This is a genomic window from Pacificoceanicola algae, from assembly GCF_049341065.1.
Classification (GTDB): Bacteria; Pseudomonadota; Alphaproteobacteria; order Rhodobacterales; family Rhodobacteraceae; genus Pacificoceanicola.
This window is the reverse complement of sequence record NZ_JBMPIX010000008.1, coordinates 102,081-116,789: the sequence shown is the minus strand read 5'-3', so window position 1 is coordinate 116,789 and position 14,709 is coordinate 102,081. Positions and strand designations below refer to the sequence as shown.

At 61.4% G+C, this 14,709-nt stretch carries 15 protein-coding genes; 10 read left to right on the top strand and 5 right to left on the bottom strand.

Annotated elements, in window-relative coordinates; all coding sequences use genetic code 11:
• Window positions 1-56: 56 nt before the first annotated feature.
• Window positions 57-1,022 carry a 4-hydroxybenzoate octaprenyltransferase gene (gene ubiA / locus ACOYQJ_RS13745; protein ID WP_422906603.1) on the bottom strand — a complete coding sequence of 322 codons (966 nt, stop codon included), beginning with the start codon at window positions 1,020-1,022 and terminating at the stop codon, window positions 57-59.
• A 12-nt stretch (window positions 1,023-1,034) separates the two neighbouring features.
• Here ubiA and ACOYQJ_RS13740 point away from each other — a divergent pair, with 12 nt between their 5' ends.
• The 3 genes from ACOYQJ_RS13740 (at window position 1,035) to ACOYQJ_RS13730 (ending at window position 3,710) form a co-directional block, all read left to right on the top strand.
• On the top strand, window positions 1,035-1,754 hold the full coding sequence (locus tag ACOYQJ_RS13740) for a 16S rRNA (uracil(1498)-N(3))-methyltransferase (RefSeq protein WP_422906602.1): 720 nt from the start codon (window positions 1,035-1,037) through the stop codon (window positions 1,752-1,754).
• Window positions 1,751-2,275: a hypothetical protein gene (locus ACOYQJ_RS13735; protein WP_422906601.1), complete on the top strand. Its 525-nt coding sequence runs from the start codon at window positions 1,751-1,753 to the stop codon at window positions 2,273-2,275. The genes ACOYQJ_RS13740 and ACOYQJ_RS13735 overlap by 4 nt, the downstream gene beginning before the upstream one ends.
• A gap of 64 nt (window positions 2,276-2,339) precedes the next feature.
• On the top strand, window positions 2,340-3,710 hold the full coding sequence (locus ACOYQJ_RS13730; protein WP_422906600.1) for a glutamate--cysteine ligase: 1,371 nt from the start codon (window positions 2,340-2,342) through the stop codon (window positions 3,708-3,710).
• Here ACOYQJ_RS13730 and ACOYQJ_RS13725 read toward each other — a convergent pair.
• The 4 genes from ACOYQJ_RS13725 to ACOYQJ_RS13710 form a co-directional block, all read right to left on the bottom strand.
• On the bottom strand, window positions 3,707-4,267 hold the full coding sequence (locus ACOYQJ_RS13725; RefSeq protein WP_422906599.1) for a DUF805 domain-containing protein: 561 nt from the start codon (window positions 4,265-4,267) through the stop codon (window positions 3,707-3,709). The genes ACOYQJ_RS13730 and ACOYQJ_RS13725 overlap by 4 nt on opposite strands.
• Before the next feature lie 138 nt (window positions 4,268-4,405).
• Window positions 4,406-5,980: a gamma-glutamyltransferase family protein gene (locus tag ACOYQJ_RS13720; RefSeq protein ID WP_422906598.1), complete on the bottom strand. Its 1,575-nt coding sequence runs from the start codon at window positions 5,978-5,980 to the stop codon at window positions 4,406-4,408.
• Between the two features lie 544 nt (window positions 5,981-6,524).
• Window positions 6,525-6,980, bottom strand: coding sequence for an ATP-binding protein (locus ACOYQJ_RS13715; RefSeq protein ID WP_422906597.1), 456 nt, complete (start codon window positions 6,978-6,980; stop codon window positions 6,525-6,527).
• Between the two features lie 26 nt (window positions 6,981-7,006).
• Window positions 7,007-7,342: an STAS domain-containing protein gene (locus ACOYQJ_RS13710; RefSeq protein ID WP_422906596.1), complete on the bottom strand. Its 336-nt coding sequence runs from the start codon at window positions 7,340-7,342 to the stop codon at window positions 7,007-7,009.
• 93 nt (window positions 7,343-7,435) lie between these two features.
• Here ACOYQJ_RS13710 and ACOYQJ_RS13705 point away from each other — a divergent pair, with 93 nt between their 5' ends.
• The 7 genes from ACOYQJ_RS13705 (at window position 7,436) to ACOYQJ_RS13675 (ending at window position 14,564) form a co-directional block, all read left to right on the top strand.
• On the top strand, window positions 7,436-8,608 hold the full coding sequence (locus ACOYQJ_RS13705) for an acetyl-CoA C-acyltransferase (RefSeq protein ID WP_422906595.1): 1,173 nt from the start codon (window positions 7,436-7,438) through the stop codon (window positions 8,606-8,608).
• 261 nt (window positions 8,609-8,869) lie between these two features.
• Entirely contained in the window at window positions 8,870-9,433 is a 564-nt protein-coding gene (locus ACOYQJ_RS13700; RefSeq protein WP_422906594.1) for a helix-turn-helix domain-containing protein, read from the top strand.
• Between the two features lies 1 nt (window position 9,434).
• Window positions 9,435-10,061, top strand: coding sequence for a LysE family translocator (locus tag ACOYQJ_RS13695; protein WP_422906593.1), 627 nt, complete (start codon window positions 9,435-9,437; stop codon window positions 10,059-10,061).
• Window positions 10,058-10,426 (top strand): GFA family protein, encoded by a 369-nt coding sequence (locus tag ACOYQJ_RS13690; RefSeq protein WP_422906592.1) that lies wholly within the window; start codon window positions 10,058-10,060, stop codon window positions 10,424-10,426. Before ACOYQJ_RS13695 ends, ACOYQJ_RS13690 begins: the two co-directional genes overlap by 4 nt.
• 2 nt (window positions 10,427-10,428) lie before the next feature.
• Window positions 10,429-11,328, top strand: a complete 900-nt coding sequence (locus ACOYQJ_RS13685) for a homocysteine S-methyltransferase family protein (RefSeq protein WP_422906591.1) — start codon at window positions 10,429-10,431, stop codon at window positions 11,326-11,328.
• 93 nt (window positions 11,329-11,421) lie between these two features.
• Window positions 11,422-13,869, top strand: a complete 2,448-nt coding sequence (locus ACOYQJ_RS13680) for a GcvT family protein (RefSeq protein WP_422906590.1) — start codon at window positions 11,422-11,424, stop codon at window positions 13,867-13,869.
• A 47-nt stretch (window positions 13,870-13,916) separates the two neighbouring features.
• Window positions 13,917-14,564, top strand: coding sequence for an RluA family pseudouridine synthase (locus ACOYQJ_RS13675; protein WP_422906589.1), 648 nt, complete (start codon window positions 13,917-13,919; stop codon window positions 14,562-14,564).
• Window positions 14,565-14,709 lie beyond the last annotated feature (145 nt).

Below are 14,709 nucleotides of genomic sequence, written 5' to 3'. Positions count from 1 at the left end.
GCTTTGCATCCTTTGTTGATTATCAGTGTGATACGCAAGCAGGGCGGGATGCGCAATCACACCAATGCCGCGATGGCGAAAAACAGCACAGGGATCAGTCCGGCATCTCGGTTGGCGCGAAACAATTCCAATAAACGGTCGGCATCGTCCATCTTGAGGCGCCGCATTTGCCACAGCATATGCCAGCCCATCGCCCAAGGGCCGCAAAGCAGGATCACCAGTCGCAGGATTTCCCCATCCGGAATCGCCAGAACAATGGCCGCGCCCATGAGGGCGACACAGACAACCATGAACCGGGCCAGCCATTTGGGCGTGTCGTCCCCGAACAGGCGCGCGGTGGATTTCACGCCGATCAGCGCGTCGTCTTCCTTGTCTTGATGGGCGTAGATCGTGTCGTAGAACAGCGTCCAGGACATGCCCGCAAGGTATAGGGACACGGCAGGCAGGCCGAGACTGCCGGAATGCGCGGTCCAGACCAACAAGGCCCCCCAGTTGAAGGCGATGCCCAGAAAAATCTGCGGCCACCATGTGAACCGCTTGGCAAAGGGGTAGATCGCCACCGGAACCAGTGCCAGCACGCCAAGGGCGATCGCGGCGGGGGGAAAGGTGATCAATATGCAAAAAGCGATCAGGCATTGCACGACCGCCCATGCCAACGCCTGTTTCGTCGTGACTTGCCCCGAGGGGATCGGTCGCGAGGCGGTGCGGTCCACCGAGCCGTCGATATCGCGATCGGTGATGTCGTTCCACGTACAGCCCGCGCCGCGCATCAGAATCGCGCCAATCCCGCACCCGGCAAAGATCCAGGCGTCAAACAGGCTGGCCTGACCATCCGCGACCATCGCCAGAAACAACCCCCACCAGCACGGCAACAACAGCAGCCAAGTTCCGATAGGCCGGTCAGCGCGGCTGAGCCGCAGATAGGGGCGGGTCCATTCGGGTGCGCGATGGTCCACCCAGTTGCCGCGCACCGCGTCGCGAACTTGGCCTTGGGCCTCTGGTGTCTTGGATGTGCCAGTCATATGTTGCGCCTCATGAATGCAAAGGTCCGCCTTTATGTAGAGCACCCTCTGGGGGAGGGACAACCGCTGCCGCTGTCGCGGGAGCAGGCGCATTACCTTTTCGGCGTGATGCGGCTGACGCGGGGCGACGTCGTGGCACTGTTCAACGGCCGCGATGGCGAATGGCAGGCCGAAGTGACCGAGGCTGGCAAGAAGGGCGGGACTTTGACCTGTCTGCGCCAGTCGGCGCCGTTGATGCTTCCGCCCGATCTGTGGCTTTGCTTCGCGCCGATCAAAAAGGCCCGCACCGATTTCATCGTTGAAAAGGCGACCGAGATGGGCGCACGGCGGATTGTCCCGGTGGGAACCGAGTACACCAATTCCGAACGCATCCGGCAGGATCGCCTGCAAGCCCACGCCATCGAGGCCGCCGAACAATGCTGTGGCACCTTTGTGCCCGAGGTCGCCGATCTGACCCGGCTGGATCGCCTTCTGTCTGATTGGCCGGAAGACCGACAATTGATGTTCTGCGACGAAAGCGCCGTTGGGCAGACCCTTTCCCTGCAGGGGTCGGCAGGCCCTTGGGCGATTCTCATCGGTCCCGAGGGCGGCTTTAGCCCGGCGGAGCGTGAGCGCCTGCGCGCCTTGCCCTTTGCCCGCCCGGTGGCCCTTGGCCCGCGCATCTTGCGGGCGGATACGGCGGCGGTGGCCGCGCTGGCGTTGTGGCAAACCACCTTTGGAGACTGGGTATGATCCGCCCCGAAGCCACGGCCGTCATCGGCCGCTTCCGCGAGGCGCTGGTTGGCGCGGGGGTGCTGGTGGTTGGGGTCTACTGGGGGTTTTTCACCGGCGGCGGGCTGTTGCATTGGCTTGGCTACGCTGTCTGCCTGATCGGAGTGGCGCTGGTGATCACGGGTCTTCAACAGGCGCGTTTCCGACAGGGCAGCGGGGGGCCGGGAATCGTTCAGGTGATCGAGGGACGGATCACCTATTTCGGCCCGCTGTCCGGGGGCGTTGCGGACATCGACGCGCTGTCTGCCCTGACGTTGGACCCGTCGGCAAAACCTGCGCACTGGCGACTTGATCAACCGGGGCAGCCGCCGCTGATGATTCCGATCAATGCAGAAGGCTCCGAATCCCTGTTCGACGCCTTCGCGCATTTGCCGGGGATCCGCACGGAGTTCATGTTGCGCGAGCTTGAGCGAGGTCCTGCACATCCAGTTGTGATCTGGCGCGCAGGCTCTGCGCAGCCCTTGGGGCGCCGCTTGCATTGACACCCGGAAATTTTCCGACCAAGGCTTAATTCCCTACGCGTCAGGACTTTATCGGAGCAGCCACATGTCAATCCCCCAATCCGGCGGCGGGCCGATTGAAAGCCGTGATCAGATGATCGAATACCTCGCCTCGGGCTGCAAACCCAAAGAGGACTGGCGGATCGGCACCGAGCACGAGAAGTTCGGCTATTGCAAAGACACGCTGAAACCGCTGCCCTACGAAGGCGAGCGGTCCATCAAGGCGGTGCTTGAGGGGCTGCGCGACCGCTTTGGCTGGACGCCGGTTCTGGAAGGCGGCCATTTGATCGGGCTGGAAAAGGACGGTGCGAACGTCAGCCTTGAACCAGGCGGCGCGCTGGAACTTTCGGGTGCCCCGCTCGAGACCATCCACCAGACTTGCGACGAGGTGAATGAACACCTGCGCGAGGTCAAGGAAATCGCCGACAAGATCGGCGTGGGTTTCATCGGCCTTGGTGCTGCGCCAATCTGGAAGCATGAGGAAATGCCGCTCATGCCCAAGGGGCGATACCAGTTGATGAACGACTACATGCAAAAAGTCGGCACCATGGGCACCGCCATGATGCGCCGGACCTGTACGGTTCAGGTGAACCTCGATTTCGGGTCCGAGGCAGACATGGTGCAAAAGATGCGTGTTGCGCTGGCCTTGCAGCCGGTTGCGACAGCGCTGTTTGCCAATTCGCCGTTTTTCGAGGGCAAACCCAACGGCCACAAAAGCTGGCGTGCGCTGATCTGGCGCAATCTGGATGAGGCGCGCACCGGGATGCTGCCCTTTGTGTTCGACGAAGGCTTTGGGTTCGAGGCCTGGGTGGATTACGTGCTCGATGTGCCGATGTATTTCGTCTACCGGGATGGCAAGTATATCAATGCCTTGGGCATGTCGTTCCGCGATTTTCTGAAGGGCGAATTGCCCGCGCTGCCCGGTGAAACGCCGACCCTTTCGGACTGGGCGGACCATCTGACCACGGTCTTCCCCGAGGCGCGCTTGAAGAAATACATCGAGATGCGCGGCGCCGATGGTGGCCCGTGGCGGCGGTTGTGCGCCTTGCCTGCGCTTTGGGTCGGGCTGTGCTATGATCAGGGCGCTCTGGATGCCGCTTGGGATCTGGCCAAGGGGTGGGATGCCGAAACCCGCGAAGGTCTGCGGGTCGCGGCCTCGGTCGATGGGCTTCAGGCGCAGGTGAACGGGGTCAAGATGCACGACCTCGCGCGCGAGGTTGTGGCCATTGCGGAGCAGGGCCTGAAAGCCCGGGCCTGTCCGGGCGCCGGAGGCCTCGTGCCCGACGAGACCCACTTTCTGAACGCGCTCAAGGAAAGCGTCGAGACAGGCAAGGTAGCTGCGGACGAGTTGCTGGATCACTACAATGGCGATTGGGGCGGCGATTTGACCAAGATCTACGCCGCCTACAGCTATTAAGCGCCTTCGCCCAAAACGCGGCTGCGGTAATAATCGCTGATCTCTGCCCGGCGCTGTTCGACCATGGCGGGCGACGGTTCGGCATCGGCGTTCACAAGGTAAGCGTAGCTGGCAAAAGCGTTGTGCTTTTGCTTGCCCGGCGTTCCGTCCGGTGCAACCGAAACCATACGACCAGAGGGATGGCGCGGCTCACCCCATTTGTTCTTTTCCGGTTCGGAAGGCGCCACAAGGAAGTAGCCGAACATCGGCGCACCAACGACGGGCAGCATCAAGACGGCGATCTTGAACGACGACCGACCCGAATCGTGGAAGCGCCGCATGGTCAACGTCAGGGTGGGCACCGTGAGTAGAAATAACAGCCAAGGGGTCATCATCCCGGAGAAGCCGATTTCGTCAAAGCCGTGGACGTAAACGCTCCAGATATCCATGCTGATGCTGACGCAGTAGATCAGGAACTGGGCCAGAAATACCCACCAGTATTCTGCGCGAGTGGCGCGACCGGTGATGTTGAAGGCTCTGAAAATAAACGACTCAAAGGCTGCGATAGGTCCGAACATGTGCCTCTCCGGGTTTTGTTAACCAGAAGTTGTACGATGTCCGGGGCCAAAATGGGGCAGACGCGGGGCAAGCGTTGGGCGTTTGTCCGCGGGCCAAAAAAGACGCGCGGGCTTTTACTCAAATGGGTTTGGAACGGCTCAGTAACCGATGGCGCAACCATCCTTGCGCGGGTCAGAGGCGCCTTCCAACACGCCGTTTTCATGCAGAACAATGGCCTGAGCGCCGCCCAGCGGCGCATAGGGCGTTTCAATCTCGTGACCCATGTCGGCGAGCTTGGCCGCGACCTCGGGCGCATAGCCGCGTTCAAGCTGCAATTTGCCCTTCTCGGCAAAGCTGCGCGGGGCATCCAAGGCCTCTTGGGCGTGCATGCCGTAATCGGTCATATTGCTGACCACGCGGGCATGACCGTTGGGCTGGTACTGGCCGCCCATCACGCCAAAGGGCATGGTCACGCGTCCGCCATCACGCATCATCGCGGGGATGATGGTGTGCATCGGACGCTTGCCGCCTTGCATCTCGTTCGGATGGCCCTCGGACAGGCTGAACCCGGCGCCGCGGTTCTGGAACAGAATGCCGAATTTCTCGGAGGCAAGCCCCGAGCCAAAGCCGTGGAAGATCGAGTAGATCAGCGAAACTGACATGCGGTCCTTATCGACCACGGTGATATAGATCGTGTCCTTGTGGACCGCTTCCGAGATCTCGGTGGCCGAGGCCATGGCGCGATTCGGATTGATCAGCCCAGCCAACTTCTGCGCGGTTACCATGCTGGTCAAATACTCCAGCCGATCCATGCTATGCGGATCTGAAAGGAACCTGTAGCGCGCATCATAGGCAAGTTTGGCAGCCTCCGCCTCAAGGTGGGCGCGCTGAGCGCCAAAGGGCTCAAGGCTGGCCAGATCGAACTGCGACAGGATGTTGAGAAGCAGTTGCGCGATGATTCCCTGTCCGTTGGGCGGATGCTCCAGCAACTCGCGTCCGCGATAGTCGGAACTGACCGGATCGCCGATGGTGCAGGCGGTATCCGCGAAATCCTCAAGCGTGTGAAGACCGCCCTGGGCGCGCAACGAGGCGACCATGTCTTCGGCGACTTCGCCTTCGTAAAACCCGCTGCGCCCGTCGCGTGCGATGCGTTTCAGCGCTGCGGCCTGTGCGGGCAGGGCAAAAAGATCGCCGGGCATGGGAATGGCGCCGGGCTGGAAATGCTTGACGGCATGGCCTTGCAGAGTAGGCGCGTCCTTGGCCCAGTCGAAAGCCACGCGTGGGGCGATGGGCACTCCGCGCTCCATATAGTGAATCGCCGGGGCAAGGCTGTCCGCCAGACCCAGTTTGCCCCACCGCGCTGACATGGTGCAGAAGGCATCAATCGCGCCGGGGATGGTCACCGCGTCGGGCGTGTTCAGTGGAACGGTTTGCAACCCCTTGTCGCGCAAAGCTGCCGCGCTGGCTGCCTTTGGTGCGCGCCCCGAGCCGTTGACGGCGATGACATCGTCGCCTCCGGCGGGCGAGATCAGCGCAAAGCAGTCGCCGCCGATTCCGGTCATTTGCGGTTCGGCCAAGCCAAGCAGAACAGCGCCCGCAATAGCCGCATCCACCGCGTTTCCGCCCCGGCGCAGGATGTCCACGGCGGCATTCGCCGCCAGCGGATGCGAGGTTGCACAAATGCCATTGGTGGCAAAAACCGCCGAACGGCCGGGCTGGTGGAAATCACGCATGTATGGGGCTCCTCCCAAAGATTATGCAGCATGCAAAGGGCGATACGGATAACGTGTCGACCAATACGCTTCGCAATTTTTCCGGCAGGATAAGACTGGGCGCGGCGGCGTCAATGGGGTCGGCGATTTTGGGTAAAGTACCTCGGCGCCGCGCACTGGGTGGGGGCTATTAACGCGCGACGCCGAGGGAAGCTTTATGCAGCTACAGGATCATGATTGACGTCAGAAGGCGGCGGAAATGTGAAAGCTCAGAGGAAATTGCAGGGCTCTCCCGCAGTGCTTGGGATGGCCGCAGGGAAATGCGCAGCGGCGCAGGAAGCCTGTGCGATGCGATTGAAAAAACACGAGGGGAGGAAGTTCCTCGGCGCCACGCACTGGGTGGGGGCTGTTAGGACGTGACGCCGAGGGAAGCTATATGCAGCTACAAGGCCAGTTATGCTGATACTTTCTGGCCCGAATGTGGCGGGTTCTGGGTCTTTTGGAGATTGGCCGAAACGGCGGTGTTGGGAGATGGAACTGAAGCACTTGTCACGGCTTCCAGACGTCAGAGCCCTTCGCCGAGAGCCATGCTGAAGGTCAGATAATTCACGCCGTCCTTGCGCCGATAGCGCAAATCTTCCGTCATGCTGCGGATGAGGAACCAGCCGAATCCCCCCTCGGGCAGATCCTGAACGGGAACGTCCAGCTCGCCAAGTTTTCCATTTGGCAGGGAGCCGTTTGGCATTGTACGACCGCCATCTTCGATCTGCGCACTCAGACGCCCTTTGTCGAGAGACAGGCAGAGGCGGATTTCACCATCGCTGCGGTCTTCATAGGCGTGCTCGACAATATTGTTCAGCGCTTCAGCCAAAACCAGCTCGCAGAGCCCCAAGGCTTCGCAACTTGGACCCAGGCGCACCAAATCTTCGCGTGCCGCGGTCAAGGTGTCGCGCACAGCTTCAGGACGGCTGGCAAGGACGTAGCACAACGACGTGCCGCCCTGTCTATCGACCGGCTGCATCAGCAGGCCTCCAATCTCGGGCTGGGTCAGATGGCGCTTTGCGTGGCGCTTTCGACGCTGTCGTGAATCGCAAAGATCGAATCCATTCGCGTCATTCGGAACACTTTGTCCACAGTCGGCGTCAAGGCGGCAAGCTCAAGCTTGCGCCCGTCGGGCATCAGTTTCATCGCCGCGACGATTGCGCCCAGACCGCTGGAATCAATGAAATCCACCCGCGCAAGATTCAGCACGACCCGGCCGTCGGCATCCACCACGGCCTCTCGCATCTGATCCTTGAATTGAATGGCTACGGCTGCATCAATGCGATTTGCCTCGACGGTGATAACGTCGAGTGTTTCGCGGGAATCGGTTGTTAACTTCATGGCTGCCTCACACATGCTCTTTGACAGGCACCCTAGACGGCAATCCTTACCATTCTGTATGCAGGGGACAGGCAAGTTTTGAAGGGATACCTTATGAAAGACGTCGTCATCACCGGAGCGGCCCGCACCCCAATGGGGGGCTTCCAGGGCGTTTTCGAAAATGTGCCCGCCGCAACCCTGGGCGGGGCGTCTATTGCCGCAGCCTTGGAACAGGCGGGCAATCCGGCGGTAGACGAACTGCTCATGGGCTGCGTTCTGCCTGCGGGGCAGGGGCAGGCGCCAGCGCGGCAAGCCGGATTTGCTGCCGGGCTGGGCGAAGAGGTGCCTGCGACCACGCTGAACAAAATGTGCGGTTCGGGGATGAAAGCGGCGATGATGGCCTGGGACAGGCTTGCGCTGGGACAGGCGACCACGATGGTCGCGGGCGGCATGGAATCGATGACCGGCGCGCCTTATCTTTTGCCCAAGATGCGCGGCGGCGCCCGCATCGGGCACGGTCAGGTGATCGACCATATGTTCCTTGATGGTCTGGAGGACGCCTATGACAAAGGGCGCCTGATGGGCACCTTTGCCGAAGACTGCGCCGAGGCTTTCCAATTTACCCGCGAAGCTCAGGACCAATATGCGCTGGCCTCGCTCTCGAACGCGCTGGACGCCGAACGCTCGGGCGCTTTCGAGAATGAGATCTGCGCCGTCAGACTGCATACCCGCACCGGTGAGGAAATCATCACCCGCGATGAGCAGCCCGGCAAGGCGCGTCCGGAAAAGATACCGATGCTCAAGCCAGCGTTTCGCAAGAATGGAACGGTTACGGCGGCGAATTCTTCGTCCATCTCGGATGGCGCAGCGGCACTGGTCATGACCACGCTGGACGCGGCTGTGGCCTCCGGGGCGATCCCGCGGGCGCGTATTCTGGGGCACGCCAGCCATGCGCAAGCCCCTGCGTTGTTCCCCACGGCTCCGGTGCCCGCTGCGAAAAAGCTGTTGGCCAGCATCGGGTGGTCCAAATCCGACGTCGACCTTTGGGAAGTAAACGAAGCCTTTGCCGTTGTGCCCATGGCCTTCATGAAGGAAATGGGTCTGTCCCGCGATGTCATGAACGTCAACGGCGGCGCCTGTGCTTTGGGCCATCCGATCGGCGCTTCGGGCGCGCGTATCATCGTCACACTGCTGAACGCCCTCGAAAAGCGCGGTCTCAGGCGCGGTGTTGCGGCCATCTGCATCGGCGGCGGAGAAGGGACAGCCATCGCAATCGAGCGCCTGTAGCTCTGTTTGCCTGCCTTCGGATGCGGGGGCAGGCACGACGCCATCGCCGTCGGACCTTATCCTGTCGGTGCGAATGCACGGTCGACAGAGGACTTTGCGAGCGCTCCCTCAGGATGGGAAGCCCCGTTCTTTTTTGGATGGCTCCCGGAGCCAAACCCGAGCCGCCGAAAAATCATGCGGTCTGGTGAAAAAATCTCTTGAAATTTCACACATCTACGTCATCGTGAAAATCAGACGAAAATTTTCACCGTTGCGCGCCTCATGACCCAACCCGCTTCCAGAACCCTCGGCGCAGATCTGCGCGCCATCCGCCGGATGCGCGGCCTGACTCTTCAAGTTATGGCCGCGCGGCTGGACCGCTCTGTCGGCTGGCTCAGCCAGGTTGAGCGCGACCTTTCCGAGCCGTCGATCACCGACCTGCGCCACATCGCCGCCGCGCTGGATATTCCGGTCTCGTCACTGTTTGGCCGCGCCGAAACCCTGCCCGAAGAAGAAGGGCTGATCGTGCGCAAAACTGCCCGACGACCGATCGGATCCGGGCAGGCCGGGCTGGTCGAGGAACTTCTGTCGCCCGATCTGACCGATGATTTCGAAATGGTGCATTGTACCTTTGAGCCGCGCTCTCGCATCGGCGAGCCGGTTTCGCGTCCGACTCAAGAGGTTGGCTACATGATTTCGGGTCAGCTTGATCTGATCATCGCCGGGCGACACTTTGCCTTGGCGCCCGGCGACAGCTTTCGCATTCGCGGCGAGACCTTTGAATGGATCAACCCCCATGATGTGCCCGCGCAGGTGATCTGGGTCATCGCGCCCCCGGTGTACTGAGATGAGCATTGACGCCTGGATCATCTTTGCCAGTTTCTGGGTGCTCTTTGTCACCTCGCCGGGGCCGAACGCGGTGAATTGCATCCAGAACGGCATGAGTTTTGGCCTGCGCAGGGCGCTTTGGGGCGTGCTTGGTATCCTGACACAAGCGCTTTTGTTCCTGACCCTTTCGGCGGCAGGGATCACTGCTCTGATCGCGGCCTCGGCCACGGGGTTTTTGCTGGCCAAGATCGTTGGCGCGCTGGTTTTGATTTGGCTGGGGGTGCGCAACTGGCGCCGCGCCAAAATGGTGGTCCGCGAAGATCCGGCCCCCTCGCGCCACATCTATTCGCGCGCCTTCATGATCGCCACGATCAATCCCAAATCGGTCGCGGGGTACCTTGCCGCCTTTTCGCAATTCGTCCAGACCGACACGCCCATCGGCCCGCAAATGTGGGTGATCGTGCCGACCGCGCTGACCCTGACGGCAGCCAGTTACACCACCTATACCGCGCTGGGCGCAATCCTTGGCCGCGCCGCACTGTCGGCGGTCGCCAATACCACGATCCGCCGCGTGTTGGCGGCCTGTTTTATCCTCTATGGTCTGGCGCTGGCTGCCACGGCCCTGCCAAAAGGAACATTCGCATGAAGGGAAGCTGCGCCTGCGGCACAATCCGGTTTGATGTCCATGGCACGCCGCAAGGCGCCTCGTGCTGTCATTGTACGCAATGCCGCAAGATGTCGGGCCATGTCTGGGCTTCCGCCTATCTGCCACGGGATCAGATCTCGCTTCACGGTCCGGTCAAATGGGTGGCCCTTTCAGACAAGGCACAGCGCGGCATTTGCCCGGACTGCGGTGCTTTTCTGTTCTGGAAGGCGCATGACGAGGATACAGTCAGCTTTGCTCTTGGTGCCCTTGATGGCCCAACGGATCTGACCCTGACCAAACACATCTTTACCGCTGACAAAGGCGATTACTATGACATCGCCGACGGCCTGCCACAAAGGGACTGAACATGACGAAACCGCAGATTACCCTGCTTGATGGTGGCATGGGGCAAGAGCTTGTTCATCGCTCGGGCGATGCTGCCACGCCGCTTTGGTCGACGCAGGTGATGATAGATCATCCCGGCCTCGTGGCGCAGGTGCACACCGATTATTTTGACGCGGGCGCGACCGTTGCGACGACCAACACCTACGCCATCCTGCGCGACCGGCTGGACCGTGTCGGCCTTGAGGATCGCTTTGAAGATCTGCAGCTCGCCGCCCTGCAAGAAGCTCAGGCTGCCCGCAATGAATTCGGATCCGGGCGGATTGCCGGATCCATTGGTCCGCTGCGCGCCAGCTATCGCCCCGACATCCACCCGCCTGTTCAGGAGGCCATGCCGCTTTACGCCGAGATTGCCCGCCTGCAGGCGCCACATGTCGATCTGCTTCTGATCGAAACGGTATCCTCGCTGACCCACGCGCTGTCCGCGCTGAACGCCATCAAGGATATGGGCAAGCCGGTCTGGCTGTCAGTCACCCTCGATGATGAGGACGGCAGCCGCCTGCGCTCGGGCGAATTGGTCGAGGATATCCTGCCGATCGCCCAAGACGGCGCCGCCGCGCTGCTGGCCAATTGCTCTGCGCCCGAAGCCATGCCTGCCGCGCTGGAGATCTTTGCGCGCGGAACACTGCCCTTTGGCGCCTATGCCAATGCCTTCACCATGATCACCAATGACTTCCTCAAGGACGCCCCCACGGTCGACGCCCTGTCCGCGCGCAATGATCTTGGCCCCGACGCCTACGCGACCCAGGCCCTGAGCTGGATCGACATGGGCGCCACTATCCTTGGTGGTTGCTGCGAAACCGGCCCGGCTCATATCGCTGAAATCGCCCGGCGGCTCCGCGCTCAGGGCCATACGATTATCTGACCCGGCGTTTCACTGGTCCATAAATATCCCGGGGGAAGGCTCGCAGAGCCTTGGGGGCAGCGCCCCCACTACTCCAGCAGCAAAGGCACGACGATGACAGCTATTCCGAAACACGCCCGCGCCCTGATCATCGGTGGCGGAGTCATTGGCTGCTCGGTGGCCTATCACCTGACCAAGCTCGGTTGGAGCGAAGTGGTCCTGCTGGAACGCAAGCGTCTGACCTCGGGGACCACATGGCATGCCGCAGGTCTGATCGCGCAGCTTCGGGCCACAGCGAATATGACCAAGCTGGCGAAATACAGTCAGGAACTCTACGGCAACCTCGAAGAGGAAACCGGGCTGGCCACCGGCTTTCGCCGCACAGGCTCCATGACCGTTGCCCTTAGGGATGAGCGCCACGAGGAACTGCGCCGTCAAGCCGCCATGGCCCGCGCTTTTGGCGTCGAGATCGAAGAGATCGGCACCGACGAGATCATTTCCAAGTACCCCCACCTCAATCCCGATGGCGTTGTCGGTGGGGTCTATCTTCCCAAAGACGGGCAGGGCGATCCGGGCAATATAGCGCAGGCCATGGCCAAAGGCGCTCGCAATCGCGGCGCGGTGGTTCTGGAAGGGGTTCGGGCCACCCAAGCGGTCAAATCTGGCGGCCATGTCAGCGCTGTCCGCTACTCTACAGAAGCCGGTGAGCAGGGCACAATCACTTGCGATCACGTCGTCAATTGCGCGGGCATGTGGGGGCGAGATCTGGGCGAGATGCTCGGCGCGCCAGTGCCTTTGCAGGCCTGCGAACATTTCTACATCGTCTCAGAGCCGATTCCGGGTCTTCAGTCCCTTCCTGTGCTGCGTGTTCCGGATGAGTGCGCCTATTACAAAGAGGATGCGGGCAAGATCATGCTGGGCGCCTTTGAGCCAAAGGCCAAGCCATGGGCGCTAAACGGTATTCCTGCAGACTTCGAATTTGACCAACTGCCCGAGGATTTCGACCACTTCGAGCCGATCCTCGCCGCCGCCGTGAACCGGATGCCGATGCTTGAAAGCGCGGGCATCCACACGTTTTTCAATGGTCCCGAAAGCTTTACCCCCGACAACGCCTATTACCTTGGACTGGCGCCGGAAACAGCGAATGTCTGGGTCGCCGCCGGGTTCAACTCGATCGGGATTCAATCTGCGGGTGGCGCGGGCATGGCGCTGGCACAATGGATGCAGGACGGTGAAAAGCCCTTTGATCTGGGCGACGTGGATATTTCCCGCGCGCAGCCCTTCCAACGCAACCGCCGTTATCTGGCCGAACGCGCCAGCGAAACTTTGGGTCTGCTCTATGCCGATCACTTCCCCTATCGCCAGAAGGCGACAGCGCGCGGGGTCCGGCGGTCGCCCTTCCATGCGCAACTGGCGCAAAAGGGCGCGGTCTTTGGGGAACTGGCCGGATGGGAGCGCGCAAATTGGTTTGCCTCACCAGACCAGACGCCGGACTATGCCTACAGCTGGCGGCGCCAGAAATGGTTTGACAACCGGGCCGCAGAACACAAGGCGATCCGTGAAAATGTCGGGCTTTATGACATGTCCTCCTTCGGGAAGCTTCGGGTCGAAGGGCGTGATGCGGCGGCCTTCCTGAACTTTGTTTGCGGCAACGACGTAGACGTGGCGCCGGGGCGCATCGTCTACACCCAGTTCCTCAACGCGCGCGGCGGAATCGAGGCGGATGTGACCGTCACCCGCCTGTCGGAAACCGCCTATCTGGTCGTCACTCCCGCCGCGACGCGCGTCGCGGACGAGGCTTGGATGCGCCGCCTGATCGGCGATCAGGTCGTCGTCATCACCGATGTGACAGCAGGCGAAGGCGTTCTGGCCGTCATGGGCCCCAAAGCCCGCGCCTTGCTGCAAGCCGTCTCTCCCGCAGATTTTTCAAACGCGACAAACCCCTTTGGCACAGCCCAGGAGATTGAGATCGGTCTGGGCATTGCCCGCGTGCACCGTGTTTCCTACGTCGGAGAGCTGGGCTGGGAGATTTACGCCCCTGCCGATATGGCCGCCCATGTCTTTGAGACGCTGGCCGAGGCCGGGCAAGACTTTGGCCTGACCTATTGCGGGCTACACGCGATGGATTCCTGCCGCATCGAAAAAGCCTTTCGGCATTTCGGGCACGATATCACCTGCGAAGATCATGTGCTTGAAGCCGGGCTCGGATTTGCGGTCAAGACCGACAAAGCCGGTTTTCTGGGGCGCGACGCGGTACTTGCCAAACGTGACGCGGGGCTTGACCGCCGATTGGTGCAGTTCCTTCTGCAAGACCCAGAGCCGATGCTTTATCACAACGAGCCGATCCTGCGGGACGGGCAGATCGTTGGGCACCTGACCTCGGGCAGCTATGGTCATCATCTGGGCGCGGCCGTTGGGCTGGGCTATGTGCCCTGTTCGGGGGAAAGCGCGGCAGCGGTGCTGGCGTCCAGTTACGAGATCGACGTGGCGGGCACACGCGTTTCTGCCAAAGCCTCGCTTCAGCCACTCTATGATCCGAAGTCCGAGCGCGCCCGGGGCTAAGTGGACGCGCCCTTGCGGGCAGCGCGCGCTTCTGCGAAACCGCCCGGATGAGCGATACCTATTCCCCGCCGCAGGACGAGATTCCCGTCCTGCACGAAGACAGTGATCTTCTGATCGTCGATAAACCCGCAGGGCTATTGTCCGTGCCGGGCAAAGGGGAAGGGCTTGAGGATTGCTTGCTGACCCGTTTGGAGCGTGCCTTTCCAACGGTACGTCTGGTGCATCGTCTGGATCGTGACACTTCGGGGGTGATGGTCTTTGCTATGACGGCCCATGCACAAAAGCATCTCGGCCAGCAGTTCGAGGCGCGCAAGGTCAAGAAAACCTATCTTGCCCGTCTGGCAGGGCGGCTCGAACCGCAACAAGGTACCGTCGATCTGCCGCTGATCGTCGACTGGCCGAACCGGCCGCGCCAGATGGTCTGCCATGAGACGGGAAAACCGTCCATCACTGACTGGAAAGTGCTGAAGTCCTCAGAGGAAGAAACCCGTGTGCGGCTTTTCCCGCACACTGGGCGCAGTCATCAGCTGCGGGTGCACATGCTGGCGTTGGGCCACCCAATTCTGGGCGATGCGCTCTATGCGCCAGAAACCGCATCAGACTATCCCCGCATGATGCTGCACGCGGAAGAACTGCGCATCAACCACCCCGAGAACGGCCGTGGGATGAAGTTCCGGGCCAAGCCGCCATACTGACCGTCGATTAGGGGCGCTGCCCCCGCCGCCCTACGGGCGTCTCCCCCGGGATATTTGCAGACCAGTGAAGCACAGATCGCGCTTTTGACCTTTCACTGGTCCTTAAATATCCCGGGGGAGGCTCTTTTGAGCCGGGGGCAGCGCC

Excerpts from the sequence above, each read along its gene's own strand:
- ubiA (WP_422906603.1), bottom strand. The coding sequence starts at position 1,022 with ATGACTGGCACATCCAAGACACCAGAGGCCCAAGGCCAAGTTCGCGAC.
- ACOYQJ_RS13740 (WP_422906602.1), top strand. The coding sequence starts at position 1,035 with ATGAATGCAAAGGTCCGCCTTTATGTAGAGCACCCTCTGGGGGAGGGA.
- ACOYQJ_RS13735 (WP_422906601.1), top strand. The coding sequence starts at position 1,751 with ATGATCCGCCCCGAAGCCACGGCCGTCATCGGCCGCTTCCGCGAGGCG.
- ACOYQJ_RS13730 (WP_422906600.1), top strand. The coding sequence starts at position 2,340 with ATGTCAATCCCCCAATCCGGCGGCGGGCCGATTGAAAGCCGTGATCAG.
- ACOYQJ_RS13725 (WP_422906599.1), bottom strand. The coding sequence starts at position 4,267 with ATGTTCGGACCTATCGCAGCCTTTGAGTCGTTTATTTTCAGAGCCTTC.
- ACOYQJ_RS13720 (WP_422906598.1), bottom strand. The coding sequence starts at position 5,980 with ATGCGTGATTTCCACCAGCCCGGCCGTTCGGCGGTTTTTGCCACCAAT.
- ACOYQJ_RS13715 (WP_422906597.1), bottom strand. The coding sequence starts at position 6,980 with ATGCAGCCGGTCGATAGACAGGGCGGCACGTCGTTGTGCTACGTCCTT.
- ACOYQJ_RS13710 (WP_422906596.1), bottom strand. The coding sequence starts at position 7,342 with ATGAAGTTAACAACCGATTCCCGCGAAACACTCGACGTTATCACCGTC.
- ACOYQJ_RS13705 (WP_422906595.1), top strand. The coding sequence starts at position 7,436 with ATGAAAGACGTCGTCATCACCGGAGCGGCCCGCACCCCAATGGGGGGC.
- ACOYQJ_RS13700 (WP_422906594.1), top strand. The coding sequence starts at position 8,870 with ATGACCCAACCCGCTTCCAGAACCCTCGGCGCAGATCTGCGCGCCATC.
- ACOYQJ_RS13695 (WP_422906593.1), top strand. The coding sequence starts at position 9,435 with ATGAGCATTGACGCCTGGATCATCTTTGCCAGTTTCTGGGTGCTCTTT.
- ACOYQJ_RS13690 (WP_422906592.1), top strand. The coding sequence starts at position 10,058 with ATGAAGGGAAGCTGCGCCTGCGGCACAATCCGGTTTGATGTCCATGGC.
- ACOYQJ_RS13685 (WP_422906591.1), top strand. The coding sequence starts at position 10,429 with ATGACGAAACCGCAGATTACCCTGCTTGATGGTGGCATGGGGCAAGAG.
- ACOYQJ_RS13680 (WP_422906590.1), top strand. The coding sequence starts at position 11,422 with ATGACAGCTATTCCGAAACACGCCCGCGCCCTGATCATCGGTGGCGGA.
- ACOYQJ_RS13675 (WP_422906589.1), top strand. The coding sequence starts at position 13,917 with ATGAGCGATACCTATTCCCCGCCGCAGGACGAGATTCCCGTCCTGCAC.